This window comes from Vibrio sp. SCP2 (genome assembly GCF_059295395.1).
Genome location: NZ_JCAFVV010000002.1, coordinates 240,359 through 258,627 on the forward strand (window position 1 = coordinate 240,359; position 18,269 = coordinate 258,627).

At 45.5% G+C, this 18,269-nt stretch carries 15 protein-coding genes and 1 riboswitch; of the genes, 9 read left to right on the top strand and 6 right to left on the bottom strand.

Going from position 1 to position 18,269, the window contains the following annotated elements; genetic code table 11:
- The first annotated feature begins 87 nt into the window (after positions 1-87).
- Positions 88-187, top strand: a riboswitch (purine riboswitch).
- 69 nt (positions 188-256) lie between these two features.
- On the top strand, positions 257-1,270 hold the full coding sequence (locus AC5O63_RS09055; protein ID WP_494504708.1) for an adenosine deaminase: 1,014 nt from the start codon (positions 257-259) through the stop codon (positions 1,268-1,270).
- A gap of 47 nt (positions 1,271-1,317) precedes the next feature.
- On the opposite strand, the gene AC5O63_RS09060 is transcribed toward AC5O63_RS09055, so the two are convergent.
- The 3 genes from AC5O63_RS09060 to AC5O63_RS09070 are packed head-to-tail and all read right to left on the bottom strand — an operon-like array spanning position 1,318 to position 5,299.
- Complete coding sequence (locus AC5O63_RS09060) at positions 1,318-2,634, bottom strand: anti-phage deoxyguanosine triphosphatase (protein WP_494504709.1); 1,317 nt, start codon at positions 2,632-2,634, stop codon at positions 1,318-1,320.
- A gap of 56 nt (positions 2,635-2,690) precedes the next feature.
- Positions 2,691-4,238 (bottom strand): DHA2 family efflux MFS transporter permease subunit, encoded by a 1,548-nt coding sequence (locus AC5O63_RS09065; RefSeq protein ID WP_494504710.1) that lies wholly within the window; start codon positions 4,236-4,238, stop codon positions 2,691-2,693.
- Between the two features lie 2 nt (positions 4,239-4,240).
- Positions 4,241-5,299 (bottom strand): HlyD family secretion protein, encoded by a 1,059-nt coding sequence (locus AC5O63_RS09070; protein ID WP_004746652.1) that lies wholly within the window; start codon positions 5,297-5,299, stop codon positions 4,241-4,243.
- A 122-nt stretch (positions 5,300-5,421) separates the two neighbouring features.
- Between AC5O63_RS09070 and AC5O63_RS09075 the strand changes: the two genes are divergently transcribed.
- Positions 5,422-6,330, top strand: coding sequence for a LysR family transcriptional regulator (locus AC5O63_RS09075; RefSeq protein WP_494504711.1), 909 nt, complete (start codon positions 5,422-5,424; stop codon positions 6,328-6,330).
- Here the strand turns inward: AC5O63_RS09075 and yfbR are convergent.
- On the bottom strand, positions 6,323-6,922 hold the full coding sequence (yfbR, locus tag AC5O63_RS09080; RefSeq protein WP_494504712.1) for a 5'-deoxynucleotidase: 600 nt from the start codon (positions 6,920-6,922) through the stop codon (positions 6,323-6,325). The genes AC5O63_RS09075 and yfbR overlap by 8 nt on opposite strands.
- A gap of 70 nt (positions 6,923-6,992) precedes the next feature.
- Positions 6,993-8,207 (bottom strand): pyridoxal phosphate-dependent aminotransferase, encoded by a 1,215-nt coding sequence (locus AC5O63_RS09085; RefSeq protein ID WP_239825430.1) that lies wholly within the window; start codon positions 8,205-8,207, stop codon positions 6,993-6,995.
- Between the two features lie 220 nt (positions 8,208-8,427).
- On the opposite strand from AC5O63_RS09085, the gene AC5O63_RS09090 reads away from it, so the two are divergent.
- The 6 genes from AC5O63_RS09090 (at position 8,428) to menE (ending at position 15,652) form a co-directional block, all read left to right on the top strand.
- Positions 8,428-9,735, top strand: coding sequence for an isochorismate synthase (locus tag AC5O63_RS09090; protein ID WP_494504713.1), 1,308 nt, complete (start codon positions 8,428-8,430; stop codon positions 9,733-9,735).
- Positions 9,736-11,466: a 2-succinyl-5-enolpyruvyl-6-hydroxy-3-cyclohexene-1-carboxylic-acid synthase gene (gene menD, locus AC5O63_RS09095; RefSeq protein ID WP_494504714.1), complete on the top strand. Its 1,731-nt coding sequence runs from the start codon at positions 9,736-9,738 to the stop codon at positions 11,464-11,466.
- Positions 11,456-12,235, top strand: coding sequence for a 2-succinyl-6-hydroxy-2,4-cyclohexadiene-1-carboxylate synthase (menH, locus tag AC5O63_RS09100; protein WP_494504715.1), 780 nt, complete (start codon positions 11,456-11,458; stop codon positions 12,233-12,235). The genes menD and menH overlap by 11 nt, the downstream gene beginning before the upstream one ends.
- 37 nt (positions 12,236-12,272) lie before the next feature.
- Positions 12,273-13,139 (top strand): 1,4-dihydroxy-2-naphthoyl-CoA synthase, encoded by an 867-nt coding sequence (gene menB, locus AC5O63_RS09105; RefSeq protein ID WP_494504716.1) that lies wholly within the window; start codon positions 12,273-12,275, stop codon positions 13,137-13,139.
- 156 nt (positions 13,140-13,295) lie between these two features.
- Entirely contained in the window at positions 13,296-14,282 is a 987-nt protein-coding gene (gene menC, locus AC5O63_RS09110) for an o-succinylbenzoate synthase (protein ID WP_494504717.1), read from the top strand.
- The gene (gene menE / locus AC5O63_RS09115; RefSeq protein ID WP_494504718.1) at positions 14,282-15,652 is read left to right on the top strand and encodes an o-succinylbenzoate--CoA ligase; all 1,371 of its coding nucleotides are present in this window, start codon (positions 14,282-14,284) and stop codon (positions 15,650-15,652) included. The genes menC and menE overlap by 1 nt, the downstream gene beginning before the upstream one ends.
- 109 nt (positions 15,653-15,761) lie before the next feature.
- Here the strand turns inward: menE and nagE are convergent, their stop codons facing one another.
- Positions 15,762-17,216: an N-acetylglucosamine-specific PTS transporter subunit IIBC gene (gene nagE / locus AC5O63_RS09120; protein ID WP_494504719.1), complete on the bottom strand. Its 1,455-nt coding sequence runs from the start codon at positions 17,214-17,216 to the stop codon at positions 15,762-15,764.
- Positions 17,217-17,386: 170 nt separating this feature from the next.
- Between nagE and AC5O63_RS09125 the strand changes: the two genes are divergently transcribed.
- A complete protein-coding gene (locus AC5O63_RS09125; protein ID WP_494504720.1) occupies positions 17,387-18,268 on the top strand; it encodes a LysR substrate-binding domain-containing protein in 882 nt (293 codons plus the stop codon).
- Position 18,269 lies beyond the last annotated feature (1 nt).

Below are 18,269 nucleotides of genomic sequence, written 5' to 3' on the forward strand. Positions count from 1 at the left end.
GCAAAATTCAACAAAGCGACTACACTTGATCCAAGTGCGATGTTGTCAATGAGTACTTTATCCAAGTACAATGCCGCGCAATCGTTTAGTTACAACTAGGCGAAGCTTCGTATAATCCCGCTGATAAGGTGCGGGAGTCTCTACCTGGAACCTCAAATTTCAGATTACGAAGAGTTAAGTGCATGGCGCTTTTCTCTTTGTATGCACCCTGATTAGAGAAAAGTGCTTGTTAATCGAAATGAATGGAGAGACAAGCATGAACCAAACCCAATTTATCCAACAACTTCCAAAAGTTGAGTTGCATTTGCATATAGAAGGCTCCCTTGAGCCAGAGATGATGTTTGAACTCGCTCAGCGCAATAATATCGCGTTACCATTTACTACCCCAGAGGAAGTGAAGGCCGCGTATCAGTTTACTAACCTTCAGTCCTTTTTAGACATCTATTATCAAGGTGCAAATGTTCTGATTCATGAGCAAGATTTTTATGATCTGACTTGGGCTTACTTGTTACGTTGTCAGCAAGATAATGTCATCCATACTGAGATATTCTTTGACCCGCAAACTCACACTGAGAGAGGGATTGCGTTTGAGACCGTGATCAGCGGTATTCACCGCGCACTAGAAGATGGTCGTGAGCAGCTTGGCATTACTAGCCAGATTATCATGTGTTTCCTGCGACACTTAGATGAAGAAAGTGCCTTTGATACCTTATTCCAAGCCCTTGAACATAAAGACAAGATTGTTGGTGTCGGTTTGGACTCCTCTGAACTTGGTCATCCGCCAGAGAAGTTTGCCCGCGTATTTGCTAAAGCGATAGAGGAAGGATTCTTAACGGTGGCTCATGCAGGGGAAGAAGGCCCTGTAAGTAATATCTATGATAGCTTAGAGTTATTGAAGGTAAGCCGTATTGATCATGGTGTGAGATGCTCAGATGATGAAAACTTATTGCACGCTTTAGCACAAAGCCAGATGCCACTAACGGTATGCCCACTATCCAATACTAAGCTCAAGGTGTTTGAAGAGATGCATGAGCACAATATTGTTGAGCTGCTAAGACGTGGTATCTGCGTGACGATCAATTCTGATGATCCCGCTTACTTTGGTGGTTATATGACAGATAATTTCTTGGCTGTCGCCGAAGCACATTCAATGACCAATCAAGAGCTGGCGAAGTTTACTCGCAATGCGATTGCCGCCAGTTTCATCTGTGATGAAGAGAAGCAAAAACTAAGAGAAAAGCTGGGCGAATTTATTAGTTCAGTAAGTTAACTCGCTGGTATGAATCAAGAGGGCAGCGATAACGCTGCCCTTTATGTTTAGTGAGAGGAAAACAGTTGCTGATGGAGTCTTTGTGCGTGTCCATCTGTCATCGAAGATATGTAATCAGCAATGACTCGAAAGCCCTCACTCTCACTCTCTTTGTCTAACCATTTCTGGCGCACATTGATGGGTAATAATCGCTCTGGGTCAGCGCTAAGTGCTTCGAAAATATCCATAATGATCTGCTGACCTTTGTATTCCACCACTTGAACGTGAGGCACTTGTATTACGTAGTCACTGACAAACCTCTTCAATACATCGAGTGCTTTTGCCATCGAGGGTTCGAGTACGGCATTGAAAGCCAACAGTTCGCTTTGGAACGGGGCATCAATTGGCTTCATAGAAATACTGGTCAGTAGCGCGTTAACCATGCCGCCAATCGCATCTTTGCGCTGGTAATGAGTTCCGGCAAACAGCATCTCGGTGATCGAGGCGATGTGTTTTTCAAACCAAGGGTCACCACATTCCGACAAGTGGCTAGAAGCGCCTTCAATCCATTGGTGGCGATTAACCATTCCCAGTACAATCGCATCTTCAAGATCATGCACGCCGTAAGCGATGTCGTCTGCGAGTTCCATGATTGAACAATCAATCGATTTATAGCGAGTTTTGCTATGTTGGGTGTCACTGATTTTCTCTTCACGCATCTGGCTGAATAGCAATTTATCTTGTTCACTTAAAGGCTCGACAACCCAGTCAAATAAGGTTTTATCGCAGTCATACAAGCCTTTTGCTGGTGACCAATCTTTCGCTCTTAATTTACGCTGGTGGGAAACACTGTCTGGAATCTTTGCGGCGCGAGTCTGGCTAATCATCGCAGGGTATTTGATTAGGCCAAGTAAAGTACGGCGCGCTAGATTCATACCAAATTGTTCAGTGTAAGGTTCCAGCTTGGTCACAATGCGAAAGGTTTGGGCATTGCCTTCAAAGCCTCCATGTTCCCGCATCATATAATTGAGAGCGACTTCACCACCGTGACCGTATGGTGGGTGACCAATGTCATGAGCAAGGCATAACGAATCGATCAGGCTGTCACTGGGTAATAAGTCCCTAAACTCAGGCTGTTTCTTTTTTAACTGGGCGACTATACCTGTGCCCAATTGAGCGGCCTCTAATGAGTGGGTTAAGCGAGTCCGGTGAAAATCGTCGAAGCTATTGCCATGTACTTGGGTTTTTGCTTGTAAGCGGCGAAAAGCGGCAGAGTGAAGGATGCGCGCCCGATCCCTTTGATATGGACTGCGATGGTCATCACGACGGATTTTATGTTCATCATCGTGGCGTTCATGCCATAAATCGCTGATTTTAAACGTCATAGGCTGCGCTCCCCTGTTTTTTCTTACCGTACACGTATACGCTAGTGACTGCAAGATCAGTCGCGCATTGTCAGAATCAGCATTGCTGCGACAGCGAGAAAGCCAGTCATCATCAGAAACACATCGTTATAAGCCATAATCGCCGCATCTCTTTGCATTGTAGCAACCAAACTGGCTTGGGCTTGTTGTAACGCTGTTGCACTATCACTGCCTGCTTGAATAAAGAAACTCTGTTGTTGCTGCAGAGTTTGCCAACCTAACTGACTGACAGTGGGTAGCGACTCTTTGATATGAGCCAAATGTTCGCGCGTTTTGTTATCAAGCAAAGTAGCGATCACCGCGATACTGAAAGCACCACCCAAATTACGCATTACGTTAGTGAGGGTGGAGGCATCAGGCGTCTCATGCTTGGCGATGTTCTTCATTGCGACTAAGGACAATGGAACCATAATAAATGGACTACCAATGGCGCGCAGTACCATGGATAAAATCAGCTGCTGACCACCAAAATCAACGGTCATATGAGTGTTGACGTAACAACTCAAGCCAAACATAGCAAAGCCAAACGTCACTAAGTATTTGGGCTTAATGATTTGAGTTAACTTTGGCACAAGCGGAAAAATCAGCAGCTGCGGAAAGCCCATCCACATTAACACTTCACCTATCTCCATCGCGTTGTATTGCTGAATTTGGGTGAGGTACATCGGTAGGACATAAATCGAACCTAATAGTGCCATACCAAGAATCAGATAAGCGATACAAGACATCGCAAATTGCCCGTCTCTCAGTAGCCGTAGGTTAACCAATGGTTTTTTGTGCTGCAGTTCATTAATCACAAAATAGACTAAGCTCACTGCGGATATGATCGCTAAGGTAATGATAAAGCTAGAGCTGAACCACTCCTCGCGGTTACCTTCTTCAAGAACGACTTCTAGACAACCTAAACTAAGAGCCATCGTGGCTATACCAAACCAGTCGGCATTTTTGAGTGTTGCTAGCTCTAGAGGTTCATCATCCAAACCATAGCGAATCATCGCAATCACTAAGAAAGCGGGCGGAATGTTGATATAAAAGATGTAGTGCCAAGAAAGATTTTCCGTCAGCCAGCCACCAAAAGTGGGGCCGATAGATGGTGCAAAGGTGGCAGTGACACCAAACAGTGCCATACCCACCGCACGTTTATTGAGGGGCAAAAGCTGCACCACCAATGAAAAGGCAAGAGGGATCAGAGCGCCACCGCTAAAGCCTTGCATCGCGCGGAACACGATCATCGAGGTCATATTCCATGAGAAAGAACATAACAGGGACGAAAGGGTAAAGATCGCGGTTGTCCAAGTGAGATATCGGCGTTTTCCCAATGCTTTTGATAGCCAACCGCTGAGCGGAATGGCGATCATTTCTGCCACGAGATAAGAGGTAGAGATCCAAGAACTCTCATCCAATGTGGCAGAAAGTGCACCTTGAATATCTTTAAGTGAAGAGTTGGTAATTTGAATATCAAGAATCGCCATAAACGCGCCGATAAGGCCGCCAAATAGGGCTATCCAGTGACGCGTCGGTACTTGTTGCTCTTCAACAGTAGGACTAATTGCAGCACTCGCCATGATTAGCCTCGCGTATCAATGGTCGCGATAACAGACAAACCTGGAAGCAAGCGGCCTTTTAGCTCTTTAGCATCAGGAATAGTGATTTTGACAGGGACACGTTGAACGATTTTGGTGAAGTTGCCTGTCGCATTTTCAGGTGGCAGTAAAGCGAACTTCGCACCAGTGGCGGGAGAGAAGCTATCAACAACGCCTTCTAGATGCTTGCCAGGAAAAGCATCCAGCTCGACTTCGACTTTTTGCCCTTTATGAATGCCGCTCAGTTGAGTCTCCTTGAAGTTGGCTTCGATCCACACTGCGTTATTTGGTACTAGGCTCATCAATGGTGCGCCAGCCTGAACTAACAGACCTTCGCGAACGCTTCGTTTGCCTATGATGCCATCCGTTGGTGCGTAAACTTTGGTGTAATCCAAGTTTAACTGAGCTTGTTTTAGCCCGGCTTGCGCTTCTGTTACTGAAGCACGTGCTTGTTCAATTTCACTGGCAATGACATTCAATTGCTCGTTTGCTGCATCTAGGCTAGCTTTCGCTTCGTCAAGTTGTGCCATTGTAACTTTTTGCTGAGCGAGCATGCTGTCTACTTCATCTTGAGAAGCGTAGTTGCGTTTTAGCAGGCTGCGTGAACGTGCCACTTGCTGAACGGCGCGATCGTACTCTGCTTGCGCTGACTCAACTTGGCTCTCAGCTTGGTGAATTTGGCTGCGTTGCAGTTTTTGCTGAGCAACGAGGTTGTGCTCACTCGCTTCGGTGACGGTTAGGTGTGCTTTAGCTTGCTCTAGAGCCGCTTGATAATCGCGGTCATCTATTTGTACTAGTAGGTCACCCTGTTTTACCGCTTGGTTATCAGTGATGTAAGACTTAGCAATATAGCCTGAAACTTTAGGACTGATACTGGTGATATCACCTTGCAAATAGGCATTATCGGTAGACTCGAAGTATTGACCATAAGTGAGCCAGTAACCACCACCCAGCAAGCCTAGTGACAGCATAATTGCGGTGGCAATTAATGGGGCTTTGTTGCGTTTGCGAGGCATGGCTGGGGCGTTATGGTTTTCGGTCATAGTGATTCTCGTTGGGGGAATAAGGATGTAACAAATTGTAAAGGAATTGGATTGGTTGATAAGATAGGAAAAAATGAAAACACTGTTGCACAAATCGTTCTAATGAAGAGAGAGGAAATTCAATGGACTTGAACGCTATAGCCGTTTTTGCACAAGTGGTTGAGTGTGGAAGTTTCACCCACGCGGCAGAGGCATTGAATATGACAAAATCCACGGTCAGTCGAAAGTTAGGGGAGTTAGAGCAACACCTAGGTGTGAGGTTGATCACTCGATCCACTCGTAGCCTAATGTTAACCCCGGAAGGGGAGCGCTTTTATCAATCTAGCCAGCAGATGCTGGAGCTTCTCAATCAGGCTGAGCTGGAAGTGAGTGCTAACCAAGACTTAATCAGAGGACCGCTCAATGTCGTTTTTCCCGTCGAGCTTGGTCAGCAAGTGTTAAGTAAATACATTCACCAGTTCTTGGCCGATTATCCTCATGTAACGTTAAATCTGGAGCTGACGAATCGTGAGGTGGACATTATTACCGAAGGTATAGATCTTTACGCGCAAATTGGTGAGTTGGAAGATTCGAGTCTTATTCCAAGGTATCTGACGTCATCAAAGCGGGTTTTGGTTGCTAGTCCGGAGTATCTAGGGAAATTTGGTCAGATTGATAGCCATCTCGATCTCACTGAGCCTCATCGAGTGATTGAGGTGTTTAACAAAGGTGCACGTTTGCCGAAGTGGCAACTCAGTTTAGAAGATGGATTCTCTTATTTGATCGACTTACCGTATCAATTAAGAGTGAATACCATTACATCTTGCCTTAATGCCTGTATTGACGGATTAGGTATTGCAGTGCTTCCAGAGTTTATCTGTTTAGAGCATTTTAACAGTGGCAAATTAAAACATCTCTTGCCTCAATACTCGATGCCAGAAGTCAGTGTGAGCTTAGTCTATGCAGACAGACGATTAATGCCAAAGCGTAAGAAGGTGTTCATCGACTACTTGTTAGATGCTTTCCATAAAGAGCATCCACGTACTAGCTGATTTCATCTAATGATAGCTCGAAGCTAGGCGCAAAAGTGTTGAGGAAATAATCCATTTCTGGTGTGAGACGTTCTTTTAAAGTGACATCGAGACGTTTCTTGGCTAACGCATATTCATGGTTTCCGGCGCTGAGTTCCTCTAGACATTTCAAGTAGGCACAGATGGTGTCTGCTTGCTTCACTATGGCGGCATCTTCGGCATGGGCAGACTGAGAGACTAGAAAGGGCGCGAAATCATCACGAAACTCTTCAGGCAACATAGAGAGTAGCTTTTGCTCTGCCGCAGCTTCGATCTTTTTGTATTCTTTAGCGATCTCTGGGTTGTAGTACTTCACTGGGGTAGGTAAATCACCAGTAAGCACTTCACTGGTGTCGTGATACATACCAAGGATGGCGATTCGCTCCGGATTTAATGTTCCGCCAAACTTTTTATTTTTGATGACAGCTAAGGCGTGGGCAACGAACGCAACCTGCAAACTATGCTCTGAGATGTTTTCCGTCGAAACTGAACGCATCAAAGGCCAACGCTGAATCAGCTTCATACGTGCTAGGTGAGCAAAAAAGTGACTTTCCTTTGGATTACTGTTTGGCATTTGTTCCTCCCTAAACAAAAAGGACACTCGATGAGTGTCCTTTAAGCATATGAAAGTTCAGCGCTAATTACTACTGACTATAAGTTGATAAGAAGCGTTCAAAACGACCAATCGCCATTTCCAAGTCTTCGACATGCGGCAAGGTCACAATGCGGAAGTGATCCGGTTTCGGCCAGTTAAAGCCGGTTCCTTGCACTAGCAGTACTTTCTCTTGGATCAAGAAATCGAGCACCATCTTTTGATCGTCTTTGATGTTGTACATTTTGGTGTCAATTTTCGGGAACAGGTACATGGCACCTTTTGGCTTAACGCAAGAGACGCCAGGAATTTGATTGATTAGCTCAAAAGCTTTGTCTCGCTGCTCTAGCAAACGCCCGCCAGGCAGGATCAGTTCGTTAATACTCTGATAGCCACCTAATGCGGTTTGGATAGCATGCTGCATCGGCACATTGGCACACAGGCGCATCGATGAAAGCATATCGAGGCCATTGATGTACCCTTGAGCCTGATGCTTAGGTCCTGTAAGGAACATCCAACCACCACGGAAACCACAAACACGATAGGCTTTTGATAAACCGTTAAAAGTCACGACTAGCACATCTTCTGTTAAGGTCGCTACCGATGTGTGTGTCGCACCATCATAGAGAACCTTGTCGTAAATTTCGTCGGCAAAAATGATCAGCTTATGTTGGCGAGCAATCTCAATGACTTCCAGTAAGAAATCACGACTGTAAACCGCACCTGTTGGGTTGTTTGGGTTGATCAGAACAATGCCGCGAGTTTTTGGCGTGATCTTGCTTTTAATGTCGTCTAGGTCTGGATACCAATCCGCTTCTTCATCACACATATAGTGAATGGCTTTACCACCGGACAAGGCTACTGAAGCCGTCCAGAGTGGGTAGTCAGGCGCAGGGACGAGCATTTCATCACCATTGTTTAGCAAAGCCTGCATTGCCATAACGATAAGCTCTGATGCACCGTTACCTACGTAGACGTCTTCGACATCAAGAGAGCGTATACCTTTACGTTGGTAATGCTGAACCACCGCTTTACGAGCAGAGTAGATACCTTTTGAATCACAGTAACCTTGCGAAGTTGGCAGATTACGGATTACATCAACCAAAATTTCGTCAGGGGCGTCGAAGCCAAATGGGGCAGGGTTACCGATGTTCAATTTCAGTATTTTATGCCCCTCTTCCTCCATGCGCTTAGCATGTTTGAGTACAGGACCCCTAATGTCATAGCAGACATTGTCGAGTTTTGACGACATCCCGATATTTTGCATTGATTAAAACCTAAATATTATTGAATTTCTTTATTAAAGTACCTGAAAAAGAGGTTCTTTAGAATAAAAATCTGATTAGATAACAACATTTAATCTCTTGTAGCACGCCCGTTATCACAGGATTTTGCAAAACATTGGTTTCAACCTTGATTTGAGTAGGGTCTATAAATAGAGTAGCGACATATAATGAAATAATAACCCCCATGCATACGAGGCTGATTTGTCATACTTTCATCAAGCCGTAGCTGAACTGATTGAACGCGTAAAGGAAGCAGAAGATGGTGTAAACCGTCTGGTTCAAGTTCTTGAGGAAAAACCTGACTTTGCATTTATAGATTGGTTGGAAGCGCAGCCGCTATTTCCAAAGTTTTACTGGCAATCTCGTGATACTAGAGAAGAGGTCGTAGCGTTAGGACAGCTGCATACGTTTGTCGAACCTGCGCCTGCCTATACTATTCTCGCCGACGATCAGCGTATTTGGGGAGGCCGCTCCTTTGATGGTCATACGGGTAAAAATCGCCGTTGTATGTCCTCTTTTTTCTTCTTACCGCAAATTGAACTGATCCGTTTTGATCAGCAATGGTCACTCGCGGTGAACCTTAACGCAGAAAAACATCGCACTTTGGCGAGCTTATATAAGCTACAGCTTGAGGTTTCTCCTATATTGCCAGTCTCTTCGCATATAGAAACCATCCAGCATACGCCTGAAAAAGAGCAGTGGTCTCAGTTGGTAGATAAGGTACTGACTGGCATCAAAAACGATGAATTCAAGAAAGTGGTTCTGGCGCGTAAAACCGAGGTGAACCTCGATAGACAGCTGTGCGCATCTCAGCTACTGAAAGCTAGCTATCTGCAAAACCACCACAGTTTTCACTTTTTACTCTCATTAGATAAGAAACACAGTTTTTTAGGCTCGACCCCAGAGCGTTTGTATGCACGTCAAGGTCAGGAGCTTTACACTGAGGCGCTTGCAGGCACCATTGGGCGCGGCACTAATGCCAGTCAAGATATGGAGTTGGCGAACTGGTTGTCGAATGACATTAAGAACCTTAATGAAAATCAGTATGTGGTCGACGATATTATTGAGCGCCTAACTCCACATTCTGAGCATGTTGAAGTAGAGCAAGAAGCAAGGTTAGTTCGCTTACGTAAAGTTCAGCACTTAAAACGCAGTATTCATGCTCATCTCAATAAAGGGGTTAACGGGGTGCAGTTGCTTAGCGCTTTGCAGCCAACTGCTGCCGTTGCTGGGTTACCTCGTGAAGAATCCATGGCATTCATTCAAGAGCATGAACCGTTTGCTCGGGGCTGGTATGCAGGTTCAATGGGCTTTATTAGTCACCAAAGGGCGGAGTTTTGCGTCGCTATACGCAGTGCGCTAGTACTCAACGATCAAGTTCAGCTTTTTGCTGGAGCTGGAATTGTTCCTGGTTCTATTGCTGAACATGAATGGCAGGAGCTCGATAAGAAAATGTCGACGTTACTGTCTTTAATTTCTGACAATCCTCCATTGGGAGTAGCTTCATAGATGAGTGGCAGTCCATACTCAATTGAGCAGGCGGTGGTAAATCGCATTTGGTGTCAGACTATTTTGGAAGAGCTATCGCGCTTTGGGGTCAGTGAGGTTTGCGTTGCCCCAGGCTCACGTTCAACGCCATTGACCTTAGAAGCCGATGAAAATCCTAACCTGAACTTACATACCCATTTTGATGAACGTGGTTTAGGCTTTCTTGCGCTTGGATTAGCGAAAGCAAGCCGAAAACCTGTCGCTGTGGTGGTGACTTCCGGTACGGCTGTCGCGAACTTATTGCCAGCAATTGCAGAAGCTAAGCTCACTGGGGAAAAACTGGTGGTGTTAACGGCTGATAGACCGGTCGAGTTAGTTGGGTGCGGAGCGAACCAAGCGATTAATCAATCGGAGATCTTCTCATCGCATGTCAGTGCATCGCTTGAACTGCCAAGTCCCTCTTTGACAACACCTTTGAAGTGGTTACTTACTTCCATTGATAACCTCATGCACAGTCAAGCGAAGGTAGGGTCTGCGGTTCATATTAATTGCCCTTTTCCTGAGCCCTTGTATAGCGCTCAAGACAAATCAATTTATCAAGATTATATAGAAACCGTTTCTAGCTGGTGGCAGATCGATACCACCTATACCCGCCATTTGCCAACCAGTGTTAAACCACAGGTTCATTTTAGCGAATTTGCTGATAAAAAAGGCGCGATTGTGCTCGGTAGCGTTACCTTAAGTGAAGCGCGAATGGCAAAACAGTTAGCCGAAACGTTAGGTTGGCCGTTTTTGAGCGATCCTCAATCAGGGGTGACGTCTGCGTGGGCTCATTACGATTTATGGCTCCAAAACAGCGCGCGTTCGGAATTGCTCAATCAGTGTGAGCTAGTATTGCAGATCGGTTCAAGAATCGTGTCGAAGCGCTTAAACCAGTGGCTTACTGATCAGGTTGAGCAGCGTAATGCGCAGTATCATTACCTTGCTCCAAGTGCCGATAGAAACAACCAATCGCATTTGATGCAAACTCATCATGTTGCTGATATTGAAGCTTGGCTACAGGTCTTTATTGAGTCAATTCCAGTACTCTGTAACACGGAATCTGGTTGGGCGAATGAGCTGACGGAAGTGTCTCAGCAGGTTGCGAACCTAGCTGCGCTCCATCTCAATGCCGATTCCTCACTCGATGAGATTGAACTTGCGTTAAGCGTTAACCTAGTTGCCAAGCAGGCACAGATTTTTCTAGGTAATAGTTTGTTTGTACGTTTAGTCGACATGTTTAGTGGTCTTGATGATTATGCAGTGTATAGCAATCGCGGCGCTTCTGGCATAGATGGGCTCATCGCCACGGCGTCGGGTGTGGTACGAGCTAACCAACAACCGACCCTAGTGTATATCGGTGACACATCACTGCTTTATGATATCAATTCACTTGCGCTGCTTACTCACGAAAAAACACCTGTTGTGGTGGTTGTGACTAACAATGATGGTGGTGCAATCTTTGATTTACTGCCAGTACCGGAGCAGCAAAAGCAGTCACTCTATCAAATGCCACATGGCTATGATTTTGAAAGTGCCGCCAAGCAGTTCAAACTGGGTTACAGCAAGCCAGAAACCTTAGCGCACTACACCCATTTGGTGAATGACCACCTATGGAATGGTGAAGGTGCATTGGTTGTTGAAGTACAAACACCTCCAGAGCAAGCGTCATCTCTACTGAAAGAGTTCGTCCAACAAGTTCATGCTTTATAGTCTCGCCAGTTCAAACCTCAATTCCACTCGCCCAGTGATCGTTTTTCTACATGGCTTGCTTGGGTCTGGTTTGGACTGGAAAGAAACGCAAGCCTATTTATCTCATTATCCTGCGATTTCCATTGATCTGCCGGGACATGGACTCAGTGCTTTAGAAATTTGTTGCAATTTTAAGCACTGCTGCGATCAAATATCTGACACTCTTCTTACCCATGTGACGCCACATCAGCCTATAGTATTGGTTGGTTACTCAATGGGCGGTCGTATTGCGATGTCTGGTGTTGCCAATAGCTACTTTTCTAACCTGAATATTCAGTCACTTATTGTTGAGGGTGGCAACTTTGGTTTGCAAAGCGATTCAGATAAGCAGCAAAGATGGCAAAACGATAGCCAATGGGCAAATCGATTTCGCAACGAGCCTATTGAGCAGGTATTAAGCGACTGGTATCAACAGCCAGTATTTAGTTCGCTAAATCATGCGCAAAGACAAAAACTGATAGATAAACGCAGTGCTAATCTAGGCCCATCGGTAGCGAATATGCTTGAGGCTACATCGCTGGCGAAACAAGACTATTTACTCGATGCCCTGAAAGGTTCGGGGATCAAAACTCATTATATATGTGGCGAAAAAGACAATAAGTTTAGTCAGTTGGCCAAACGAAGCGGTTTGTCTTTTAGCCAAGTTGCGAAAGCAGGGCACAATGTTCATATTGAGCAGCCACAAGCTTTCGCAAATATTGTTAAAACTCAGCTGAACACCATTGGTTAGTATGCTGAGCCAATAAGTAAACAAACTAGGAATCACCATGGCAAAAACAGTCGGTATCTCAGAAGAAGAACTATACGCTCCAGTTAACTGGAATGACTGCACAGGTGAATATGAAGATATTCAGTACCACAAATCCGAAGATGGTATCGCTAAGATCACTATCGCTCGTCCTCAAGTACGTAACGCTTTTCGACCTCAAACTGTTAAAGAGATGATCAATGCTCTGGCAGACGCACGTTACGATGAAGGGGTTGGCGTTATTATCCTTACCGGCTTAGGTGAGAAGGCATTCTGTTCTGGCGGTGACCAGAAGATTCGTGGCGACTACGGCGGCTACCAAGATGATTCTGGTACTCACCACTTAAATGTTCTTGATTTCCAACGTCAAATTCGTACGTGTCCAAAGCCAGTGATCGCATCGGTTGCAGGTTGGGCAGTAGGTGGTGGTCACGTCCTGCATATGATGTGTGACCTAACGATTGCTGCAGAAAATGCACAATTTGGTCAAACTGGCCCTAAAGTGGGTTCATTTGACGGCGGTTGGGGCGCGTCATACATGGCTCGTATCGTTGGCCAGAAAAAAGCTCGCGAAATTTGGTTCCTATGTCGTTTCTACGACGCGCAAGAAGCACTTGATATGGGGCTAGTTAACACAGTTGTCGCAGTAGAAGATTTAGAGAAAGAAACCGTTCGCTGGTGTCGTGAAACCCTACAACACAGCCCAATGGCACTTCGTTGCTTGAAAGCGGCGCTGAATGCAGACTGTGATGGTCAAGCAGGTCTTCAGGAGCTAGCAGGTAATGCAACTATGATGTTCTACATGACTGAAGAAGGTCAGGAAGGTCGTAATGCGTTTAATGAGAAGCGTCGTCCTGAGTTTAATAAGTTTCCACGCAATCCTTAAGTTGTCATAGCTTTCGTTGCCAGAATCCCGATAGCGTTGTCGAAGATGCTCATCTATGCTTATAAACTCCGCGTCTTCTCCTAGCTATCTGCATTCTGGCTTAGAAACCTATCTACAACTTGTCTATTATCTATTAATTGAAAAAGGGATATTGCTATGAGATCAGCCAAACTGTATCGCTATGAATTGCCGATGGACAGTGGCGTGATACTGCGTGAACAAAAGCTCAAGCAGAGAGAAGGATTTGTCGTTGAGCTAACTCTTGATGGTGAGCTTGGTCGAGGCGAAATTGCCCCTTTGCCTGGTTTTAGTATTGAGACGATGGACGATGTTTACTCGCAATTGGTCGAGCAACTGGCTTTGTGGCAGCAAGGGCAAGCGTTCAACTTTGATGAGCTCTACCCATCGGTTGCTTTTGGCCTATCAATGGCGGAATTAGAGCTTAGCAATCAGCTGCCAGAACAAGGCTGCTTTCAAGCTGCGCCGCTATGTTCTGGTGATCCAGACGAACTTCTGCCTAAGCTGAATGCCATGACGGGTGAGAAAGTGGCCAAGATTAAGGTCGGTCTGTATGAGCCGATTCGTGATGGGATGCTAGTCAGCCTTTTCTTAGAATCGATTCCAGACTTAACACTCCGTTTAGACGCTAACCGCGCTTGGACTGCAGAAAAAGCGCAGCAATTTGCTAAGAAGATTGCCCCTTCGTTGCGTGGCCGCATCGCCTTTATCGAAGAGCCATGCCAAGCACCGGGAGACAGCTTCTCTTTTGCCATTGATACAGGCATTGCGATTGCTTGGGATGAAACGCTGCAACACGCGATCCGCAAAGAAGACTTCAAGTTAGAAGACCTCAATGGTGCGAAAGCGATTGTGATTAAGCCGACTCTGATTGGAACGGTTGAGCGTTGTATTGAACTGATTGATAAAGCCAAATCACTTGGCATTAAAGCGGTAATAAGTTCGAGTATTGAATCTAGCCTTGGTTTAACCCAGTTAGCAAGATTAGCGCACTGGCAACTTCCAGAAGAAGTACCGGGACTGGATACTGTGGGGCTGTTTGCTCAGCAGTTAGAAGTTGCTTGGCCGGGTTGTGAATTACCTGTCGCAAGCCTGTCTGATCAGGCATTAATCTGGCAGTCGTAATGAGTCAGTTATCTCCTCTACGTCAATGGGCTCAATCGAGCCCATCTTTATATGCTCTCTATACCCCCAACCAAAGTTACACTTGGGCTGAGCTTGAAACTGCCGTTGACCAAGTGGCGGCTTCGTTGGCAAGACAAGGTGTTGGTTCGGGAAGCGTGCTCACTTGTGTTGGCAAAAACAGTGTTGAGCTGACTTTGGTATATCTCGCCTGTCTAGAGCTAGAAGCAATCTGCGCGATAACCATGCCGCAAACACAAGCTGAATTTAACCAGAAACTCGCGACATTATATCCTGAACCCAGTCAGGCCAAAGTGTGGCTATCAACAGACGTTCCAGACTTGCGAAGCTTGCAAAACATAGAGCTGAAGCCTTTGGTGACTGAATGTTGTCAAGGCAAGTTCAGCAGCGAGGCGCTTGCTTCGATTGTATTTACGTCGGGTTCAACAGGCGTTCCTAAAGCGGTAGCTCATACCTCAAAGCAACATTTGGCCTCGGCTCAAGGTTTGCTACAGCGCTTTGCGTTTACGCAAGGAGACACCTGGTTGCTAAGCCTACCTATGTACCATGTCTCTGGACTGGCGATTATTTATCGCTGGCTGCACAGTGGCGCCAGCTTGAAAATGGGTAAAGGGGAATTAGCAGAAGATATTCAGGGCGTCACTCACGCATCTTTAGTTTCCACCCAACTTAAACGGCTTCTCGACAATGAAGTGAAACTGTCACTCAGTCATGTATTACTCGGTGGCAGCCATGTGCCCATGGAACTCAGTCAGCAAGCTGAAAAACTCGGTATTGAAACATGGCTTGGTTATGGCATGACAGAAGCCGCGTCAACCGTGACGGCAAAACGTATTGACTCCGAATACACTGCTGGTGAGTTGCTACCAAAGCGTCAGCTTTGCCTTAAAGGGCAAAGAATTTATATAGGCGGTGAGACGCTAGCCTCCGGTTACTATATACAAGGGCAGCTAACACCAATTACTGAACAGGGTTGGTTTGATAGTAAAGATTTGGGCGAGATGGTCGGGCGAGAGCTAAAGATCATCGGCCGTGCAGACAATCTGTTTATCTCGGGCGGTGAAAACATCCACTGTGAAGAGATAGAACAAGCGCTTAATCAGATTCCTTTTATCAGCCAGTCGGTCATTGTGCCGATACCAGATAACGAATTTGGTCACAGACCTATCGCTGTTATCAAGGTAACAGATGAGATTGATGAGTTAGTAATAACAGAGCATCTAAAAGGGTCACTAACCAAACTCAAATGGCCTGTTGCCTACTATGCGATGCCGGATGAACTGTTACAGGGTGGGATTAAAATCTCAAGACAGAAAGTAAAACAGTGGTTGTTGGATCAACTCGCTCAGTAACCAAAAAGAAGTGCAGACTCGGTGACTAAGCGAAAATGCACTTCAGGGGGATGCGATGAAGGTGAAGTCACCGCAATTCTTTATCAACTATTTTTCAGTAAACCTTGGATTAGCTAGCAAGGATGGTTTTCATCTGCTCTGCCACCTTGTCTACTTTGCCAAGACCAACGATAACTTGCAGACCGCCTTTGCCAACAGGAACTACCCCTGCCGCACCAAGTTTCTTAAGTCGTTCACTGTCTGCCACAGCAGAATCTTTTACTGTTAGGCGTAGACGAGTAATACAGTTGTCCACTTCTAGGATATTTTCAGCACCACCAATAGCCTGAATGTACTCCTTAGCAAGGCCTGAAATGTCTTCATTTGACTCACTGGCCATATCTTCGCCGCGACCTGGTGTCTTAAGGTTAAACTTGACGATAGCGAAACGGAAGATGGCGTAGTATAGGCAGAAGAATACCAAACCTTGAAGAATCAGCATGTACCAGTTAGTGGCTAACGGGTTTTGACTTGATAGAACGAAATCAACAAAACCTGCTGAGAAGCCGAATCCTGCCATCCATTCCATCGTTGCAGCAATGTACAAAGACAAACCGGTTAGCACAGCGTGAATTAGGAACAATACAGGTGCAAGGAACATAAAGCTAAACTCTAGTGGCTCTGTGATACCTGTGAAGAAAGAGGCCATCGCTGCGGCAAGCATAATCGCAAACACTTGGTTCTTGTTTTTCGCATCAGAGCAGTGGTACATAGCCAGAGCTGCAGCAGGTAGACCAAACATCATGATTGGGAAGAAGCCCGCTTGGTACATACCTGTTTGACCAGGAATACCCGTACCGTTAGCGATAGATTGAGCACCGCCCAAGAAGTTAGGGATATCGTTGATACCGACTACATCAAACCAGAACACTGGGTAAAGCGCATGGTGCATACCGATAGATAGGAATAGACGGTTAAAGAAGCCAAATAGACCAGCACCTACAGCGCCCATGCTTTCGAGTTTAATACCTAGAATAATCAAAGCGTCATAAACCGCTGGCCAGATGTAAAGTAGGGCAAAAGAGAGTGCCATACCTGCCACGGAAGTAAGGATTGGAACTAGGCGTTTACCACTAAAGAAAGCGAGTGCCTGCGGGAGTTCAACGCTAGAGTATCGGTTGTAAATCTCAGCTGAGATAATACCGATAATAATACCAATAAACTGGTTACTGATCTTACCAAACGCGGCGGGTACTTCATCTGCGCTGACACCAATCAACTGAGCTACAGAACCAGGCGCTAGCAGAGTTGTCACGACCAAAAACATAACAAAACCCGATAGCGCAGCCGAGCCGTTTTTGTCTTTACTTAAACCAAAGGCAACGCCGACAGCAAACAGCACTGCCATGTTATCAATGATGGCTGCGCCTGATTTAATCAGAAAAGCGGCGAGAATGTTTTCTGAGCCCCAGCCAACAGGATCGAGCCAGTAGCCAATTCCCATCAATATTGCGGCTGCAGGTAAGGTCGCGACTGGCACCATCAGTGCCTTACCGACTTTTTGCATGTATCCGAGTATGTTCATTTATGCCCCTAGATTTCAATTATTGATTTTTTGATGAGCCAGCGCGGTGAGAGTCACTCTAGCGCTAGGTCACATTTAATAGATTGGGGCCATTTTATGACTTATTTCATGGTGCGAACAAACGAATCAGATAGTAGTATAAATTAAAAATATTAATCCATAGAGGCAGTATGGCCAATCAACAATTGTTGCTCAGAAATCTACATACCTTCGACATGGCGGCAAAAACGTTAAGCTTTACCATTACAGGTAAGCAGCTTCACCTTACACAAGGAGCGGTCAGCCATAGAATTAAAGTGTTGGAAAAGGAGTTGGGGTTTAATCTGTTTGTCAGAGGAACTCGCCAGCTTGAACTGACGGAAGAAGGGGCTAGGTTTCACAGTACCTTGTCAAAAAATTTGCATGGCATCTTCTCTGAAATTGAAGAGATAAAGTCAACAGACATGGTGGGGGAGCTAAACATTGCAACCTCGACAGGCTTTGCAAATGGATGGTTGCTGCCAAGATTATCTGATTTCAAAAACAAGTATCCCAAATTCAATCTCAATATTTGGGGCTACCAAGAGCAGGAAGATTTCCACAAGAATAACATTGAAGTAGCGATATATTATGACTCTGCCAGTATGAAAGATGTGTATAGAAAACGTTTGTTTGGAGATGAGTACATTCCTGTCTGTACGCCGCAGTATGCGAAGAAACATCGCCTGTATGAAGATGGTTTAGAATCGCTGAAACGAATTAATTTTATTCATGCAGTCGGTTCAGACGTGTGGCAGCGATGGCGTGACTATATGCAGCTCGATATTGATATTTTTAATCAGTTTTACTGCGTAAGCCACCGAGAGATGGGTTTTATCAGTGCGCTTCATAATCTTGGTGTTGGTATGGGCAAATACCACTTTGTCAAAGATTTGATTGAATCTGGTGAGCTAGTCACCCCATACCCAAGTATGCCTACGAGCAAGAGTTATGATTTGCTTTGCCCTTTGGGAACCGAAGATAGGCCGAAAATTCGTACCTTTATTAATTGGATTGATGGGCAGTTGCAATAGA